The following is a 16458-nucleotide window of genomic DNA, read 5'->3' as shown; positions in this document are numbered from 1 at the left end:
TGGGTCAATTTTCCATCAGCGCCAACACCTCGTCGAAGAACAGCGCCAACAGCGGTCGATCCGCGTCCCCTCGCTCGGGCAACTGCTCAAACAGCTCGGCTAGCAACCAGAGGAGGAAGGTCGCGTAAACCTTCGGCGCCTCGTGAACCAGACGGCTGGCATCAAGCAGGTGTATCCGTCCATGCCCATCCGCATCAGGCCGCAGCACATCGCCAAGCTCAAGTGCGGGCTCGCCGAAAAGCGCTTCGGCCCCCTGCTGCTCAAGTGTCGCCAGACGCCGGAGCAACGCTTGCGCCGAACTGCCGTTGAGCAGCGCCGCGTCCTCACCGAGAAGTTCGGGATGCGTTCGCAGGTGGTTGAGCAGGGCCTTGAGGTCTTTGAGATCCAATAGCAGTAGGGCTTCGCGATCGGCGACCTTGAATGCGGCGAAAAGCGCGGCCTGCTGGCTGTCGCTCAGCTCGAGCAGATTTCCCAGCAGCAGCGGCCCCATTTCGGTGAGCGTCGTTCGCAGCGGATGGCCGCTCACGCCCTGAACGTCCCACAGCGTGACGGGATAGGCTCGGGGACGATGATTCAGCCAGGGCATGCTGGCGATGCGCTCGGCGAGCTTGCCACTTGGCGTGCCCGCGGCAGCCAGCCCACACAAGTCTCCCTTGATGTCCGCGGCGAAGACGGCCACGCCGGCATCGCTGAACTGCTCGGCCAGACGCTGCAACGTGACGGTCTTACCCGTGCCCGTTGCGCCCGCGATCAGACCGTGGCGGTTGGCCAGACGCAAGGGGTGACCGATGGAGCGACCCGACTCGTCCGCCCCTAGCACCAGCCTATCGTATTGTTCCATCAGCACCTCCAGGCCTGCGCATGCATTGATCGGCTTCGGCAGGCCAGCAATCACTGCGAAGCATCAGGCTTCGCTAAGCCGGCATCTTCTTGCGCCTCGGCCTGCAAGCGGAGCCAGAACCGGCGCGCCTCCGGGAACGAGGTCCCGGCTTCCGGCGCCATGGCTTCCAGGTCGTAGCGCTGCGTACAGCCGCTGCCGATGATCGGCGGTGCGACCGCCGTCCCCCTGTCTCGCGGATCGTTCATGTCCGGCTCCGGGTCGCTATCAGTTGAACACCATGGTCTTGTTGCTGTGCACCAGCACACGCTCTTCCAGGTGATAGCGCAAACCGCGTGACAGCACCATCTTTTCCACGTCCTTGCCCAGACGAACCATGTCCTCGACGCTATCGCGATGGCTGACGCGTACCACGTCCTGCTCGATGATCGGGCCGGCGTCCAGCTCCTCGGTGACGTAGTGGCAGGTGGCGCCGATCAGCTTGACGCCTCGCAGCGACGCCTGATGGTAGGGCTTTGCTCCAACGAACGAAGGCAGGAAGCTGTGGTGGATATTGATTACCCGCTGCGCGAATTCGTCGCACAGCTCGGACGGCAGAATCTGCATGTAGCGAGCCAGCACAATGACGTCGGCACGCTGTTCGCGCACCAACCGGGTCACTTCGGCAAACGCCTCTTGCTTGCGTCCGGGCTCGACAGGCACATGAAAATAAGGAATGCCGTGCCACTCGACCATACTCCGCAGGTCTTCATGATTGGAAATCACACAAGGAATCTCGCAGTCCAACTCGCCGCTGTGCCAACGGTGCAGCAGGTCCGCGAGGCAATGCGACTCGCGACTGGCCATCAACACGACACGCTTGCGCTGCTCGGAATCGGTGATGCGCCACTCCATGGAAAACTCGCGGGCTATAGGCGAAAACGCCTGACGAAAACCATCCAGATCGAATGGCAGCGAGTCTGCGCGGATTTCGTGGCGCATGAAGAACCAACCGCTCTGATGATCGGAATGGTGATTGGCTTCGGTGATCCAGCCATTGTAGGTCGCCAGAAAATTACTGACCTTGGCAACAATGCCAACGCCGTCGGGACAGGCGATGACCAGCCTGAAAGTGCGCATTAAAGGAAACTCCGGCCTGTAAAAAGAGGCGCGCATTCTAACGCAGCGCGTAAAAGCGCCACCATATTATTCAGGCCACCATCGGGTTGCCGCTCCTCGCCAGGCCCCGAACATGGCGCCAGGCGCGCCCTACAGCCTTACGAAGATTGCGGAATTGTCCTTCCAATAAGGCATTAAAGAGCGGCCGAGCAGGACGATTCAGAGGTACGCCATCTAAAGTTTTACAAGATTTTCGACACAACTGGCCGACACTCTTCCAGCCTAACTTTCCCACTGAGCGACGCCGCTTACAGGCGAACAATCTATCGAATGCTATATTTACTTACTTCATGCGCCTGTCTATCATTGTCAACACTTGCGTTCCAACCTATACCAAGGAAGTGACATGTCGCTGATCAATGAATACCGCGCTACCGAAGAAGCCATCAAGGAACTTCAGGAACGCCTGAAGTCTCTGTCCGCTGACGAAAAGCTCAAAAAAGAGCTTGAATTCGAGGGCAAGCTGCGTGAGTTGATGGGTGAATACCAGAAGTCGCTTCGCGACATCATTGCACTGCTGGATCCCGACGCTCGTAGCAGTAAGCCATCCCGTACGGCCAAGGCACCCGCCGCTACCAAGCGCGCGCGCCGCGTCAAACAGTACAAGAACCCTCACAACGGCGAAGTGATTGAAACCAAGGGTGGCAATCACAAGACGTTGAAAGAGTGGAAGGCCCAGTGGGGCTCCGACGAAGTCGAGAGCTGGGCCACCCTGCTCGGCTAAGCGTAAAGGCGTCATCCAGAGCCATTCGGTCCCAGGCGGTCCGAATGGCTTTTTTATTTCATGGATTCATCAGCGGCAGTCGAATTGCCGACGCAGGCGCGCAGCGTGTGCCGCCCATTGTTCCAGAAGCGCGATTTGCTCTCGTGACGCTGTGTTTCGCGCCAGCACTAGGCTGTTTTCAAATTGCGCCAGGGTGTTGGGCGCCCCCCACTCGGCCAGCATAAGCCGTTTACGGCAGAAGTCCTTCCAACGTCGAGTTTCCTCGGCCGACAGGCTTTCCGGGTAGTTTCGAGCGCGATAGCGGAAATGCAGCTCAGGCAAACGCGGGTCGTCAAAAGGCAGCGATGCCGCGCATTGTTGCCCAAGCGTTCTAACCTGCTCGCAAAGCCCTTTATCACGATCACCGATAAAGCCGTCATAAAGTTGCTGCTCAGGGTCGTCCACTCCTGCGAAGGTTTCATCCCGATAAATATCGGCCAGTTTCGGCTGCCATTCCGCTTGTCGCCGACGCAACTCTTGCGCGCGGCGTTCACAGCCGTCGAGATCGAGACCGAGGCGCTCTATATCCGCTGGGCGCAATACAGACAGCGGCGCGACTACCGGGCAACGGTTTATATGCAGCAGTTTCAACGGCACGGGATGCTTCGTACCCAGGTCCTCATGCCGGGTATATAAACGGTCACGAAGTGCGTCGCCACTTTCCTCCCACAACGGACCGCACTCAGCGCCGAGATCACAGACGATCAAGGCATTGCGATTGCGCGGGTGCCAGGCCAGGGGAAGCACGACTGCCAGATAATGCCGGGCCGCTGAAAAACGCCCCGAAACATGGACCATCGGCTTGAGCAGTTGGACCTGTTCCATAACGGCCTGCTTTCGACGCAAACGGTACAAATAATCAAAGAGCCGTCGCTGGCGATCACGAATCAGGCGGGCCAAGCCAATCGTGGCCCGGACATCGGACAGCGCATCGTGGGCCTGGAGGTGCTCCAGGCCATTGGCGGCACTCAGCCGCTCCAGCTTGAGCGTGACGCGGCCGTCCTCCTCGGGCCAGCACAACCCCTCTGGACGCAGCGCGTACGCGGTGCGCACAAGGTCGATCAGATCCCAGCGGCTGTTGCCGCCTTGCCATTCGCGCGCGTAGGGATCGTAAAAGTTGCGGTACAGGCTGTAACGCAGCACCTCGTCGTCAAAACGCAACGTGTTGTAACCGGCTCCACAAGTCCCCGGTTGCGCCAGCTCCGCGTGCAACCGTTCGATGAACGCCGACTCGGGCATCCCTTTTTCGGCCAGTATGGCGGGCGTGATGCCTGTTACCAGGCACGCCGCGGGATGCGGCAGGATATCGTCGCTGAGGCGGCAATAGAGATTCAGCGGCTCACCGACCTCCTCGAGCGCCTCATTGGTGCGAATCCCGGCCACCTGCAACGGGCGATCGCAGCGCGGCGAAATACCTGTGGTTTCGAAGTCGTACCAGAAGATGCTGGGCGTCACGAAAAACTCCTTGTCGAGCGAGGGTTCAGTCTAGCGCTGACCGGGTGACACCGGGCGGCTTCTGTACCGGGTTCGGACACATCTCGCCCAGGACGCCGGGGCACGCTTCACAAGTTTCAACCATGCTCCGCGTGCGGAACACTGGAATGCGCCCTCGGCGATTGCCCAAACCCTCGACAGACGCATAGCATCTGCGCACGCCCCCGCCGCGAGTTACCGCATTGCTACCCTTCCATCACGCTCAGCCGCTGCTCGACAACCGCTACCGGGTCGAAACGCCGGAGGGAGTCGACCTGCTGCTTCGTCCAGCAGGGCTGGTCCCGCGGGCCATTGCGTTCGCCATCGACCTGGCGATCCGTGCCGCGATCGTGCTGATCCTGGGATTGGGCTTGGGTGCGCTCGGCAAGTTCGGGCTAGGCATCGGCGCACTGCTGCTTTTTCTGGTGCAGTGGTGGTACATGGTCCTTTTCGAAGTGCTGTACCAGGGCCGTACGCCTGGCAAGCGCTGGCTCGGACTGCGGGTCGTGCATGACGATGGCACGCCGGTCGGCTGGGCCTCGTCGCTGACGCGTAACCTGCTGCGTTTTGTCGATCTGCTGCCCTTCGGCTATTTTCTCGGCGCGCTGTCCTGCCTCTGGCACCCCGCCTTCAAACGGCTGGGCGATCTGGCGGCGGGCACGCTGGTCGTCTACAGCGAACGCAAGCTCGAGCGCCCCCAGTTACCGGCAGCGGAAAGCCAGCCGGCCCCGTTTCCCCTGAGCCAAAGCGAGCAACAGGCACTGATCAGCTTCGCCGAGCGCCAGGCCGGCCTCTCGGGTGAGCGCCGCCAGGAGCTGGCCGGACTGATCGCCGAACCGCTGGCCGTGCCACCCGAGCGAGCCGAAGCCCGAATCAACGGCATCGCCCGCGGGCTGATGGGGCAGCCATGAAGCAGAGCCGGTTCGAACAGTCGCATCAGCATGAGTGGCAAGCCTTCGACGACACCCTGCACGCCCTCGAACAGGGCAAGGCCCGACAGGCCCAAGGACTAGCGGACCTTCCCGCCGCCTATCGGCGCGTCTGCCACCACCTGGCGCTGGCTCGCGCACGCGGCTACAGCCCTCACGCCACGGAACATTTGCAGCAGCTGGCCCAACGTGGTCATCAACAGCTCTACCGTCATCGCAGCCCGCTGGCCAGCCGCGTGCTCGGCTTTCTGCTGGGCGGTTTTGGCCGGCTCGTGCGCGCCGAATGGCGCTATGTACTGGCGTCGAGCCTGGCCTTCTACCTGTGCCTGATCGGCATGGGCGCGCTGGTGCTGGCCTATCCGGACCTGGTTTACAGCGTGATCGGCCCGGAGCAGGTCCGCGAGATGGAGGCCATGTACGATCCGGACGCCAGCCGCCTCGGCCGGTTCGGCGAGCGCAGTTCCGGCGACGACTGGGTGATGTTCGGCTATTACGTGATGAACAACATCGGCATCGCTTTCCAGACATTCGCCGGCGGCCTGCTGTTCGGACTGGGCAGCCTGTTCTATCTGATCTTCAACGGACTGGTGATCGGCGCCGTCGCAGGGCACCTGACCGGTATCGGCTATCACCAGCCGTTCTGGTCGTTCGTCATCGGCCACGGCGCATTCGAACTGACAGCAATCACGCTGGCCGGGGCTGCCGGGTTGCGGCTCGGGGCCGCCCTGGTTGCGCCGGGCCGTCACCGCCGCGCCGACGCCTTGCGACTTGCCGCCCATCGCGCGATTCGGCTGATCGCTGGCGCGACCTTCTTCCTGTTCATCGCAGCCTTCATCGAGGCGTACTGGTCGTCGATGACCTTCGCCAGCCCTGCCGTGAAATATGCTGTCGGAACAGCCCTCTGGCTGTCGGTCGGCCTGTATCTGATGCTGAGCGGCAGGACGCAACATGCGCCTGAGTGACATCAACCTGGCGATCCGCCCGCGCAGTGCCTGGGAGGCACTGGACCTCGGTATTCTTCTTGCCCGGAGGCAGATCGGCCTGCTGGCGCTCAGTTGGGCCCTGCTGACGCTGCCGGTTTTCGCGGCGCTGACGCTGGCGCTGTGGCGCTATCCGACGCTATCGCTGCTGGTGTTCTGGTGGCTTAAACCGCTGTTCGAACGCCTGCCGCTGTATATCCTGTCAAGCTCGCTGTTTGGAGATACCCCGACACTGAGGCGCTGCGCCAAGGCATTGCCGGGCCTGCTTCGGCCCCAATGGTTCGCCAGCCTGACTTGGCGGCGCTTCAGCCTGACACGCAGTTTCGATCTGCCCGTGGTACAGCTCGAGGGTCTGTCGGGCCCGGCACGCAAGCGCCGTCTGGCCGTGCTCGGGCAGCGCAACAGTGGCACGGCGAGCTGGCTGACGATCGTCGGCATGCATCTGGAGGGCGCCCTGTCGCTGGGTTTGCTCGCCTTGCTCTACCTGTTGATCCCAGCGCAGATGCTCGCGGACTGGAACTGGCAGGACCTGATCGGCGCGAGTCAGCAATGGCTGTGGGCCGAGCACCTCTCCAACCTGCTTTACGCCTTGGTTCTCATTGTCTGGGAACCGATCTACGTCGCCTGCGGGTTCAGTCTTTATCTGAATCGGCGCACGGTGCTGGAAGCCTGGGACATCGAATTGAGCTTCCGCCGGTTGCGCGAACGCCTGCAACCGGTGCTGCCGATGCTGGCGCTCGGCCTCAGCCTCTTTCTTGTCTTCGGCCCTGCCGAACAGGCCAATGCCGAGGCGCCGCCTGCACCACGCGACTCCGTGCAACCGGCGCCAATGCCAGCAGATCCCAAGGACGAGCGCCTGCTCAACCAATCGTTGACCAGTCAGGCAGCGAGCGAACAGATTAATGCCCTGCTCGACAAGCCTCCCTTTCGCAATCGAGAAACGGTGACCCGTTGGCGCTTCGGCGACGACGACACCGAACAGGCGCCGGGCTGGCTGCAACGCCTGCTCGATTCGCTGTTGCGCAGCGACGGCGCCGGACGCAGCCTGGACAACCTCACACGGGTCGTCGAGGCTCTGCTGTGGTGTGCGCTGTTCGCCCTGATCGCCTTTGCGCTGTGGCGCTACCGCAGCTGGATCACCCTTCATGTCGGCCGGCTGCGCCGCCCCTCTCGCACGTCACGACAGGCCCAACCCGTCCAGCTGTTCGGCCTGGACCTGACACCCGAGCAGTTGCCCGACGACATAGCCGCTACCGTGGAACGGCTATGGGCCGACAAACCGCGCGAAGCGCTGGGGCTGCTATACCGGGCACTGCTCAGCCGACTGCTGCATGACCGGCAACTGCCCTTGCGGGAAGCACATACCGAGAATGAAGTACTTGCCCTGACCCGCCAGGAGACACCGCAATTGCAGGCGTACGTCGAGGCCGTCACCGGTCATTGGCTCGCACTGGCCTATGGGCACCGCCTGCCGGCTAACGATACGACAGCCGCGCTCTGCCAACGCTGGCGCGAGCTGTTCGAGAGAGGCGCGTCATGAGCCGCCGGCTGACCCTGCTCCTCGCTTCGCTGGTCGTACTGATCGGCCTCTTGCTGGCCTACCTGGCAAGCAAGGCCACCCCCTATGAAGAAGTCGTCGAACACGGCCCGGCGCCGGAGGTCGCGGCCGATCCCTATCTGGCGGCACGGCAATTCCTCATCGCGCAGGGTCGTCAGGTCGCACGAACCTCCGGGCTTGAGCGCCAGCCCGAACGGCGCCCATCCAGCCAGGTGCTGCTGATGCTCGGCGACCGCAGCGAAATGACGCCGACGCAGACGGAACGGCTGTTGGACTGGGTTGCCGAGGGTGGACATCTGGTCTTTGTCGCCGAGCAAATCTGGGACGAAACAACCGAGCGCAGCGGCGACCTGCTGCTCGACGCGCTGCAATTGCAACAGCACGAGACAGCAGCCGACTCCACCGCGCGAGACACGGCCACCGAGCAGCGCGACCCGCAGCCGCGACTGACCCGCCTGTACCTGGAAAACGAAGATGCACCTGCCTTCCTCGCCTTCGACACAGGCTTCCACCTTTACGATGCCGGCCACCGCGCCCACGCCTGGGCCAACAGCGACGATGCCACGCACATGCTGCAATTGCGGCATGGTCAGGGCCTGGTCACCGCGCTAACGGACGCCTGGATCTGGCAGAACGCGCAGATCGGTCAATACGATCACGCCTGGCTGCTCTGGTACCTGACCCAGGATCGGGATGTTCAGCTGGCCTACGACACGGAACAGGACAGCCTGCCCCGGCTCGTGATGCGCCATTTTCCCGAAGCGCTCGCGGCCCTGCTCATCATGGTGCTGCTGGGCGCCTGGCATGTCGGGCAACGGCACGGTCCACTGATCGAGACGAATGATCGCAGCAGGCGTCGGCTACAGGAGCATCTGCGGGCCAGCGCCGATTTCCTCTACCGACGGGCCGGACCAAACCACCTGCTCGAGACCCTCCAGGCCGACGTCCATCGCCGCATTCGATCCCGCCATCCCGGTTTCGACCAATTGCCTCTCGACCAGCAGTACCAGCGCCTGGCCGCGCTCTGCCAGCTGCCCACCCAATACATCGAACAAGCCCTGAGCCGCCCTGCCAAGGCGCTCGGTGCTGCTGAATTCACCCGTCAGGTCACCTACCTGCAACGCATCAGGAACTCTCTATGAGCGAAGCCACAGGCGAACCACAACCGGCTGCCAATCCCAGCAGCCAGCGCGAACGCGCCAGTCAGCTGGTGCAGGCCCTGCGCCACGAATTGCACAAGGCCGTCATCGGTCAGCATGAAGTCGTCGACGGTGTCCTCACCGCGCTGGTCGCAGCCGGCCATGTGCTGGTCGAGGGCGTGCCGGGTCTGGGCAAGACCCTCCTGGTCCGAGCGCTGGCCCGCTGCTTCGGTGGCGAGTTCGCACGCATTCAGTTCACCCCTGACCTCATGCCCAGCGACATCACGGGCCACGCGGTCTACGACCTGGCCAGCGAACAGTTCAAGCTGCGCAAAGGGCCGGTGTTCACCAACCTGCTGCTCGCCGACGAGATCAACCGCGCCCCGGCAAAAACCCAGGCCGCCTTGCTTGAGGTGATGCAGGAACGCCAGGTGACGCTCGAAGGCCGTGCGCTCGCGGCGCCGCAGCCCTTTCTGGTCATGGCGACACAAAATCCTATCGAGCAGGAGGGCACGTATCCGTTGCCCGAGGCCGAGCTGGACCGTTTCATGCTAATGCTGCGCATGGACTACCCACGGGCCGACGAAGAGCAACAACTGGTGCGCCAGGCGACGCGCTCGGCACGCGCCGACATCATCGAGGTCAGCGGCCTTCGCGTCATCCTGCAAGCGAAGGACGTGCTAGCGCTGCAGAAGATCGCCAGCGAACTGACGGTCGATGATCAGGTGCTCGACTATGCGGTACGTCTGGCCAGGGCCACCCGCGACTGGCCAGGCTTGTCGCTCGGCGCCGGCCCACGGGCTTCCATCGCTCTGGTGCGCTGCGGAAGGGCCAGGGCGCTATTGCGCGGCGCGGATTTCGTCATTCCGGACGACATCAAGGGCTGTGCCCTGGCCGTGCTGCGGCACCGGGTCAGGCTATCGCCGGAACTCGACATCGAGGGTACCTCGGTGGATCAGGTGCTGTCGCAGCTGCTCGACCAGGTCCCGGCGCCACGCCTGTGACCGCGACCCTCAGGCAGCGCTCACGATGACGCCCTCCGGAAAGCTGATACAGGCCGTCGGCGCCCTCTTCGCCTTGGGCCTTTTCATGGGTGTACTGGACACACTCGGACATGCGCTGCCAGACGTCATCAGCGCAGCCTGGTGGGGAATGCTGCTGTGCCTGGCGCTGTTCGCCACCCTGGATGGCCGTGCACTACGGCGCCTGCCCTCACCGACGGCCCGCCGGACACTGCCGACCAACCTCGCGTTGGGCCGCTGGCATGACGTGCAGGTCGAACTCGGCACGCCGACCGAGGCACCCTTGCTGCTGGACGTGTTCGACCATGTGCCCTCGGCCTTTCTCTGCCAATCACTGCCGCAACAGGTCAGCCTGCTGCCCGGCCAGCACGGGCGGATCGTCTATCAACTCTGCCCTCAGCGCCGCGGCGCTCATCGTTTCGAAGCGTGCGAGGTGCGCCTCTACAGCCGCTGGCGATTCTGGCGTCAGCGCAGAGCCTTGGCACTGGTATCGGAAACCCGCGTGTACCCCGACTTCACCCGCCTGCATGGCGCACCGCTGATGGCCGTCGACAGCTGGCTGAACCGCCTGGGAATCCGCCAGCAGCCACGCCGCGGGCTGGGCCTGGATTTCCACCAGCTACGCGAGTTCCGCGAAGGTGACACTACCCGGCAGATCGACTGGAAGGCCACCGCCCGCAAACGGACTCCGATCGTGCGCGAATATCAGGACGAGCGGGACCAGCAACTGCTGCTCCTGCTCGATTGCGGCCGACGGATGCGCAGCCAGGATGATGCGCTGTCGCACTTCGATCACGCTCTGAACGCTACGCTGCTGCTGAGTTACGTCGCGTTGCGCCAGGGTGATGCGATCGGATGCCAGGCTTTCGCCACGCCACAGGAGCGCTTCATCGCGCCGGCCAAGGGCCAGGCTCAGCTGACAACGCTGCTCAACGGCGTCTATGACCTGGAGAACAGCCAACTGCCCGCCGACTACGAGCAAGCCGCCGCCGCACTGCTCGGACGACAGAAGCGCCGCGCGCTGGTGGTGATCATCAGCAACCTGCGCGACGAAGACGACGAAAACCTGCTTGGTGCCGTGCGGCAATTGTCCCGGCGTCATCGCGTCCTGGTGGTGAGCCTGCGAGAGAAGGTGCTCGACGAACTGCGCCAGCACCCCGTCGAGGGCTTCGCCGAGGCGCTGGACTATGGCGGCGCGATCGCTTACCTCAACGCCCGGGATCGCCTGCACGAACGGCTGGCGGCGCAGGGAATACCCGTACTCGACGCGCGCCCCGAGGAGCTAGGCCCAGCCTTGATCAGCCGCTACCTCGCGTGGAAGAAAGGCGGTGTGCTGTAAGCGAGCAAGAACGTCAGGTTCCGTGGCAGCGGTCCTGATCGACCCGGTGGGTTGGCGGGTCGGTCCGCGGCAGACGCGCCGGCGGGATGTGCTGGATCGGGCGGAAGCTGAAATAGTGATGCAGCGCATCGATCATGTCGCGGATCTCGGCCGGCGGTGAGATCAGCGCGAAACCCGAATCGAAGCTGCCCGGTGTGACGTCCTCGCGCGACCAAAGGCAGGTCGCGCTGAAATCCACGCAGCGCAGCTGGCCGTGCTGCCCTGGTATCTTCAGGCGCATGTCGAAACGAACATCTGTCATCATCGGGTAGGGGCTGATGAGCATCAGGCCGCCTTCGGACAGGTTACCGATGAAGCCCAGCGGCTTGTCGGTATAGCGGTTGAAAACGTTCAGGTAATAGGGCAACTGGTGTCGCTGGATGCTGCGCTGGTTGAGCATGTTCATCGTTCCGGGCCTGCCACCAAGTGTCTACACTGCCGCCGTTCCGGCCACTCAGCTGCAGTTCTGACTAATACGACTGGCCAACTGCCGCCGCGCCGCCCCTACCTCATCCTCACTGTAGTAGACACGCTCACCCTTTGCATCGACGTGGAAATAGCGCCCGCCCCGGTTGAGCAGGGCCAGCTCCTCATTCAGCCGACCGCACAGCTGGCGCCGTTCGCGCTGCCGTTCGCCTGCCAGCCGCTCGGCCGCGGCCTGCTCGTCACGTCGCGCCTCGAAGAAGCGCTCGGTGCGCGCTTCGCGTTCGCGTGTTGCCTCGTCGCGCTCGACGACCTGGGGACGCACATCGACCTGCTCGGCGCCCGGACGTGGGCGGGACTCGAAATGCACGTTTCCCTGCGGGTCGACCCAGCGGTAGATCTCGGCGCCCGACAAGGGTGTAAACGACAGCCCGGCCAACAGCATCAGCATTCGGTGCATGGGTTCCTTCCCGACCGGCCATGGGCCGGCCCATTTCAGGGTTTGACGGCGGTGGTGACCACCCGCTCCTCGGGCTGATAGTGCCCCAACTGGCGTAACGTCTCCAGCCTGGCACGCCCACGAAACGCATATTCACTCGCGGGATAACGTGATCCGATGAACCGATAGGTTTCCACCGCATCGACGAACAGGCCCTGGCGCTCCAGGCACTGGCCGCGCAGCAGCGAAATCTCCGGTTGCAGATTGTCACGTGGGCGGCTGCGCCGCTCGGCCTGGGACAGCTCCAGCATGACCTGGTCGCAGTTGCCCAGTTCGTACTGTTTGTAGGCGTTATCGAGGTGTCGGTCGAGCGCGCTGCGGCTGCTGCAACCGACGCTGAGGGTGGCCAGAACGATGATGAACAAGGTGCGCATGGGTGAGATCCTCCGATGGCCCGTGTATCGACCGTTGATGAAAAAACTGCAGTGCCACCGGGCGACTCGCCAGTGTCCAGGCCAAGGTAAAGAGTAGTGAAGACCGACGATGACTACAGCCGTCCGGCATAGTAGCCTCCGGCCCATTCTTGAACAGGAGCCTTTGCATGATCTCGCGCCGTACCAAAATCGTCGCCACCCTGGGCCCGGCCAGTAGCTCGCCGGAAGTGCTGGAAAAGATGATCCTCGCCGGGCTCGACGTAGCCCGCCTGAACTTCTCCCACGGCGGACCGGACGAGCACCGCGCTCGAGCGCAACTGGTACGGGATATCGCCGCCAAGCACGGACGCTTCGTCGCGCTGCTCGGCGACCTGCAGGGCCCGAAGATCCGCATCGCCAAGTTCGCCAACAAGCGCATCGAGCTGGCCGAGGGCGACAGCTTTCGCTTCTCCGTGACCCATCCGCGCGACGCCGGTACCCAGGAAGTGGTTGGCATTGATTACCCCGATCTGGTCAAGGACTGCGCCATTGGCGACGAACTGCTGCTCGACGACGGCCGTGTGGTCATGCGCGTCGACAACGCTACCGCCGACGAGCTGCACTGCACCGTGCTGATCGGCGGCCCGCTTTCGGACAACAAGGGCATCAACCGCCGCGGCGGCGGTCTGACCGCACCAGCCCTGACCGCCAAGGACAAGGCCGACATCAAGCTCGCCGCGGACATGAACCTCGATTACCTGGCCGTATCCTTCCCCCGCGATGCCGCCGACATGGAACTGGCCCGCCGCCTGCGCGACGAAGCCGGCTCCAACGCCTGGCTGATCGCCAAGATCGAGCGCGCCGAAGCGGTGGCTGACGACGAAGCGCTGGACGGTCTGATCCGCGCCAGCGATGGCGTGATGGTCGCGCGAGGCGATCTGGGCGTGGAAATCGGTGACGCAGAGCTGGTCGGCATCCAGAAGAAGATCATTCTGCACGCCCGTCGCAACAATAAAGTGGTGATCACCGCGACCCAGATGATGGAGTCGATGATCCAGAACCCCATGCCCACTCGCGCCGAAGTGTCCGATGTAGCCAACGCCGTGCTCGACTACACCGATGCCGTGATGCTGTCGGCCGAAAGCGCCGCCGGCGAATACCCGGTCGAAGCGATCAAGGCCATGGCGCGGGTCTGCTGCGGCGCGGAGAAGCACCCGACCAGCATCAAGTCCGGCCATCGCCTCGGGCAGCGCTTCGAGCGCAGTGACGAGAGCACCGCGCTGGCCGCGATGTACACGGCCAACCACTTCCCTGGCGTCAAGGCGATCATCAGCCTGACCGAAAGCGGCTATACCCCGCTGATCATGTCGCGCATCCGTTCGTCGGTGCCTATCTTCGCCTTCTCTCCGCATCGCGAAACCCAGGCTCGGGTTGCCATGTTCCGCGGCGTGCAGACCATTCCCTTCGATCCGGCCGCCCTGCCGGCAGACAAGGTCAGCCAGGCGGCTGTCGACGAATTGCTGCAACGCAACATCGTCAGCATCGGTGACTGGGTGATCCTGACCAAGGGGGATACCTACCACGGCACGGGCGGTACCAACACGATGAAGATCCTGCGCGTCGGCGACTCTCTCGCCTGACCAGGGGCGCCTGCTCGTTCGTCAGTCGTCGGTGTGGCGGCTGACGAAGGTATCGCTCAAGAGCTGACCGCGCGGCAAGCCCGCCAGGAACAGCCGCCTGCTTGAAGCCTCCACGAACGCCTCGCGCCCGCACACCAGGGCAACCTCCTGACGCGAACGCAGGCGCAGGCTGCGCAGGCAGGCCTCCATCGACGCCTGGCCCTGCACCAACTCGACCTCGAGCGTGCCGTGTCGCGCCGCCAACCGTTCCAGCGCTGCACGGAGATAGGATTCACCCGAGGCCACATGGATCAGCCGGATGGGCGCTTCATGGCCCTGGCGCAACGCCTCGCGCAACAAGCCCCACAAGGGCGCCAGCCCGGTACCGGCCGCCAGCATGAGCAGTGGGCGACTCTGCCAGTCCGGCTCGTAGTACAGGCCCCCTTCATGCAATGCGCCCAGGCGCAGCTGATCGCCCGGCCGCAACGCCCGGGCCGAGTCGGCGAACGCACCAGGCCGGCTGCAATCGATGTGCAGTTCAAGCCCGACGTCCTCTCCCGGCAGACTGGCCAGCGAATAGGGCCGCGCAACGCCCGCCGCGTTCCACAGCAGCACATGCTGTCCGGCGCGATAGCGGATCGGCCGCTGGGGTATCAGTTGCAGGCGCAATACCTGACCGGCCAGCCACTCCACGGCGTGCACGTCGGCGGGAATAGCCTCCCGGGCTGGATCGTAGGTCGCGACATGCAGGTCCGAGACGATTCGACACTGACAAGCCAGTCGCCAACCCTGCGCCCGCCGTGTCGCCGGCAGCGCCTCAGGCCTGGCATCCAGGGGCTCGCCTTCGATACAACGCACGAGGCAGGCCTGGCAGCTGCCCGCCCGGCAACTGAACGGAACAGCAAAACCGGCCGCATTCAGCTCGTCGAGCAGATTGCGGCCGGCAGGCACCGTCCAGTGACGGTCGTTGCAGGTGATTTCAGGCATCGACCGTGACCCAACTGGCCTCGCAGCGATTGCGACCTTTGTGCTTGGCACGATAGAGCGCCTCGTCCGCCCGCTGCAGCGACTCGTCGAGGCTGTCGTTGGCGCTGAGCAGGGTCAGGCCGACCGACAGGCTCAGCTGGCCAGGCTGCAGTTGAATATCGAGCGGTTGGGCATTGGCAAAGGCCTCGCGCAGCCGCTCGCAGCAGGCATGGAAGCGTTCGGCGTCGGTACCCGGCAACAGGAGGACGAACTCTTCGCCACCGTATCGCGCGAGCACGTCGTCGTCGCGCAGGCACGAGCGCGCCACCGAGGCGAACGTCTGCAGGATGCGATCGCCGGTTGCATGGCCGTAGACATCATTGATTCGCTTGAAATGATCGAGGTCGATCAGCGCGAGCCCGGAATAATGACCGGGGCGCAGACGGTTCAGCTCCGCTTCGGCCTTGTTGATGAAATGACGGCGGTTGTACAGGCCGGTCAGCTCGTCCGTCGAAGCGAGATCCTCCAGTTGGCGCATCATCCCGCGCAGTGTTTCCTGGTGCGCCTGCAGGGCGTAGCGCCGCTGGCGCATGCGTTGACGAAGCTTGTAGACGTATCCCACGAACAGGCACATCCAGACCAGCGTCACCAGCAGCACGGACGCCTGCAGGAGCAAGGCCTGCGGCTCGTCCGGTCCATTCAGCGAGAGATCACCGAGCGAAACGCCGACGAAACTGCAGAAGGCCAACACCGCGTAGCGCGCGAATATCTTGGGCGGCAGAAACACCGCGAACATGAGCACGAGGACGTAGAGCACCATCAGCGAACCGCGCTCGGTGCCGAGGTTGTAGAGGAAAAAAGTGAGCCAGGCGAGGCCGACCAGCACCTGTGGTTCGGTAAGGCTCGGATCGCGAAAGCGCAGGTTATGGCCGCGGTAGAAAATCCAGAAGAACACGAGCTGGCTGACGACGATCATCAGCGAGCCGATCACCGCGGTGTCGACTGGCGCCTGGTAATAGCCACCGAAGACCGTTATCCAGGTCAGCAGCAGCGCCAATGCATAGGTCCCGGCCGCCATGCCGAAACGCTTGAGCACCAGCAGCTGAAGCGCTTGCTGCTCGGAGTCTTCAGGAATCGCGCGCATGGAATCCTTCCCATAGTGGCAATTCGACACACTCTACGCTCAACTTCTGCAATTGCCTACGGAACTGCGGACGATCGCTACCGTTCGCGACCAACGGCAGCGGCGCATGATGGGCCCGTCGAGCACCTGGGTGCACGGTAGGCGGCCTTGCCTGCCGTCGGCATCGGCATTGCGTCGCGGTCGGCGTTTTCCAACGGCTGGTCCTTGCGTCCTGCA

The 16458-nt window shown here is 63.6% G+C and carries 16 protein-coding genes and 1 pseudogene; 8 read left to right on the top strand and 9 right to left on the bottom strand.

Translation table 11 applies throughout. The features are described 5' to 3' along the window. Window positions 1-28: 28 nt before the first annotated feature. The 3 genes and pseudogenes from MST27_RS11475 to purU all read right to left on the bottom strand — a co-directional run. Window positions 29-841 (bottom strand): annotated as a pseudogene (locus MST27_RS11475) (helicase HerA-like domain-containing protein); the annotation flags it as partial. 50 nt (window positions 842-891) lie between these two features. Beyond that, a complete protein-coding gene (locus tag MST27_RS11470; RefSeq protein ID WP_243606071.1) occupies window positions 892-1086 on the bottom strand; it encodes a hypothetical protein in 195 nt (64 codons plus the stop codon). Window positions 1087-1105: 19 nt separating this feature from the next. Next, complete coding sequence (purU, locus tag MST27_RS11465) at window positions 1106-1957, bottom strand: formyltetrahydrofolate deformylase (protein ID WP_243606070.1); 852 nt, start codon at window positions 1955-1957, stop codon at window positions 1106-1108. 385 nt (window positions 1958-2342) lie between these two features. On the opposite strand from purU, the gene mvaT reads away from it, so the two are divergent. Next, window positions 2343-2720 (top strand): histone-like nucleoid-structuring protein MvaT, encoded by a 378-nt coding sequence (gene mvaT, locus MST27_RS11460; protein ID WP_243606069.1) that lies wholly within the window; start codon window positions 2343-2345, stop codon window positions 2718-2720. Between the two features lie 69 nt (window positions 2721-2789). On the opposite strand, the gene sbcB is transcribed toward mvaT, so the two are convergent. Next, entirely contained in the window at window positions 2790-4214 is a 1425-nt protein-coding gene (sbcB, locus tag MST27_RS11455; RefSeq protein WP_243606068.1) for an exodeoxyribonuclease I, read from the bottom strand. Between the two features lie 221 nt (window positions 4215-4435). Here sbcB and MST27_RS11450 point away from each other — a divergent pair, with 221 nt between their 5' ends. The 6 genes from MST27_RS11450 to MST27_RS11425 are packed head-to-tail and all read left to right on the top strand — an operon-like array spanning window position 4436 to window position 11199. Next, on the top strand, window positions 4436-5143 hold the full coding sequence (locus tag MST27_RS11450) for an RDD family protein (protein ID WP_243606067.1): 708 nt from the start codon (window positions 4436-4438) through the stop codon (window positions 5141-5143). Next, window positions 5140-6123, top strand: coding sequence for a stage II sporulation protein M (locus MST27_RS11445; RefSeq protein WP_243606066.1), 984 nt, complete (start codon window positions 5140-5142; stop codon window positions 6121-6123). Before MST27_RS11450 ends, MST27_RS11445 begins: the two co-directional genes overlap by 4 nt. Beyond that, window positions 6110-7681 (top strand): DUF4129 domain-containing protein, encoded by a 1572-nt coding sequence (locus MST27_RS11440; RefSeq protein ID WP_243606065.1) that lies wholly within the window; start codon window positions 6110-6112, stop codon window positions 7679-7681. The genes MST27_RS11445 and MST27_RS11440 overlap by 14 nt, the downstream gene beginning before the upstream one ends. Continuing rightward, window positions 7678-8841 (top strand): DUF4350 domain-containing protein, encoded by a 1164-nt coding sequence (locus MST27_RS11435; protein ID WP_243606064.1) that lies wholly within the window; start codon window positions 7678-7680, stop codon window positions 8839-8841. The genes MST27_RS11440 and MST27_RS11435 overlap by 4 nt, the downstream gene beginning before the upstream one ends. Then, window positions 8838-9842: an AAA family ATPase gene (locus MST27_RS11430; RefSeq protein WP_243606063.1), complete on the top strand. Its 1005-nt coding sequence runs from the start codon at window positions 8838-8840 to the stop codon at window positions 9840-9842. Before MST27_RS11435 ends, MST27_RS11430 begins: the two co-directional genes overlap by 4 nt. Window positions 9843-9867: 25 nt before the next feature. Next, entirely contained in the window at window positions 9868-11199 is a 1332-nt protein-coding gene (locus MST27_RS11425; protein ID WP_243606062.1) for a DUF58 domain-containing protein, read from the top strand. Window positions 11200-11212: 13 nt separating this feature from the next. On the opposite strand, the gene MST27_RS11420 is transcribed toward MST27_RS11425, so the two are convergent. The 3 genes from MST27_RS11420 to MST27_RS11410 are packed head-to-tail and all read right to left on the bottom strand — an operon-like array spanning window position 11213 to window position 12534. Further along, window positions 11213-11644 (bottom strand): PilZ domain-containing protein, encoded by a 432-nt coding sequence (locus tag MST27_RS11420; protein ID WP_243606061.1) that lies wholly within the window; start codon window positions 11642-11644, stop codon window positions 11213-11215. 48 nt (window positions 11645-11692) lie between these two features. Next, window positions 11693-12112 (bottom strand): DUF4124 domain-containing protein, encoded by a 420-nt coding sequence (locus tag MST27_RS11415; RefSeq protein WP_420864240.1) that lies wholly within the window; start codon window positions 12110-12112, stop codon window positions 11693-11695. A 44-nt stretch (window positions 12113-12156) separates the two neighbouring features. Beyond that, entirely contained in the window at window positions 12157-12534 is a 378-nt protein-coding gene (locus tag MST27_RS11410; protein ID WP_243606059.1) for a tetratricopeptide repeat protein, read from the bottom strand. Window positions 12535-12701: 167 nt separating this feature from the next. Between MST27_RS11410 and pyk the strand changes: the two genes are divergently transcribed. Continuing rightward, window positions 12702-14153 carry a pyruvate kinase gene (gene pyk / locus MST27_RS11405; protein WP_243606058.1) on the top strand — a complete coding sequence of 484 codons (1452 nt, stop codon included), beginning with the start codon at window positions 12702-12704 and terminating at the stop codon, window positions 14151-14153. 21 nt (window positions 14154-14174) lie between these two features. Here the strand turns inward: pyk and MST27_RS11400 are convergent, their stop codons facing one another. Continuing rightward, a complete protein-coding gene (locus MST27_RS11400) occupies window positions 14175-15119 on the bottom strand; it encodes an iron-sulfur-binding ferredoxin reductase (protein WP_243606057.1) in 945 nt (314 codons plus the stop codon). Then, window positions 15112-16242, bottom strand: a complete 1131-nt coding sequence (locus MST27_RS11395) for a GGDEF domain-containing protein (protein ID WP_243606056.1) — start codon at window positions 16240-16242, stop codon at window positions 15112-15114. The genes MST27_RS11400 and MST27_RS11395 overlap by 8 nt, the downstream gene beginning before the upstream one ends. Window positions 16243-16458: the final 216 nt, after the last annotated feature.

Origin of the sequence: Stutzerimonas marianensis (assembly GCF_022810315.1) — a bacterium.
Taxonomy (GTDB): Bacteria; Pseudomonadota; Gammaproteobacteria; order Pseudomonadales; family Pseudomonadaceae; genus Stutzerimonas; species Stutzerimonas marianensis.
This window is presented reverse-complemented; position numbering and strand designations above follow the sequence as displayed.

Bases quoted from the DNA above. Each gene is read 5' to 3' on its own strand.
- MST27_RS11470 (WP_243606071.1), bottom strand. From the start codon at position 1,086: ATGAACGATCCGCGAGACAGGGGGACGGCGGTCGCACCGCCGATCATC.
- purU (WP_243606070.1), bottom strand. From the start codon at position 1,957: ATGCGCACTTTCAGGCTGGTCATCGCCTGTCCCGACGGCGTTGGCATT.
- mvaT (WP_243606069.1), top strand. From the start codon at position 2,343: ATGTCGCTGATCAATGAATACCGCGCTACCGAAGAAGCCATCAAGGAA.
- MST27_RS11445 (WP_243606066.1), top strand. From the start codon at position 5,140: ATGAAGCAGAGCCGGTTCGAACAGTCGCATCAGCATGAGTGGCAAGCC.
- MST27_RS11440 (WP_243606065.1), top strand. From the start codon at position 6,110: ATGCGCCTGAGTGACATCAACCTGGCGATCCGCCCGCGCAGTGCCTGG.
- MST27_RS11435 (WP_243606064.1), top strand. From the start codon at position 7,678: ATGAGCCGCCGGCTGACCCTGCTCCTCGCTTCGCTGGTCGTACTGATC.
- MST27_RS11430 (WP_243606063.1), top strand. From the start codon at position 8,838: ATGAGCGAAGCCACAGGCGAACCACAACCGGCTGCCAATCCCAGCAGC.
- MST27_RS11425 (WP_243606062.1), top strand. From the start codon at position 9,868: ATGACGCCCTCCGGAAAGCTGATACAGGCCGTCGGCGCCCTCTTCGCC.
- MST27_RS11420 (WP_243606061.1), bottom strand. From the start codon at position 11,644: ATGAACATGCTCAACCAGCGCAGCATCCAGCGACACCAGTTGCCCTAT.
- MST27_RS11415 (WP_420864240.1), bottom strand. From the start codon at position 12,112: ATGCTGATGCTGTTGGCCGGGCTGTCGTTTACACCCTTGTCGGGCGCC.
- MST27_RS11410 (WP_243606059.1), bottom strand. From the start codon at position 12,534: ATGCGCACCTTGTTCATCATCGTTCTGGCCACCCTCAGCGTCGGTTGC.
- pyk (WP_243606058.1), top strand. From the start codon at position 12,702: ATGATCTCGCGCCGTACCAAAATCGTCGCCACCCTGGGCCCGGCCAGT.
- MST27_RS11400 (WP_243606057.1), bottom strand. From the start codon at position 15,119: ATGCCTGAAATCACCTGCAACGACCGTCACTGGACGGTGCCTGCCGGC.
- MST27_RS11395 (WP_243606056.1), bottom strand. From the start codon at position 16,242: ATGCGCGCGATTCCTGAAGACTCCGAGCAGCAAGCGCTTCAGCTGCTG.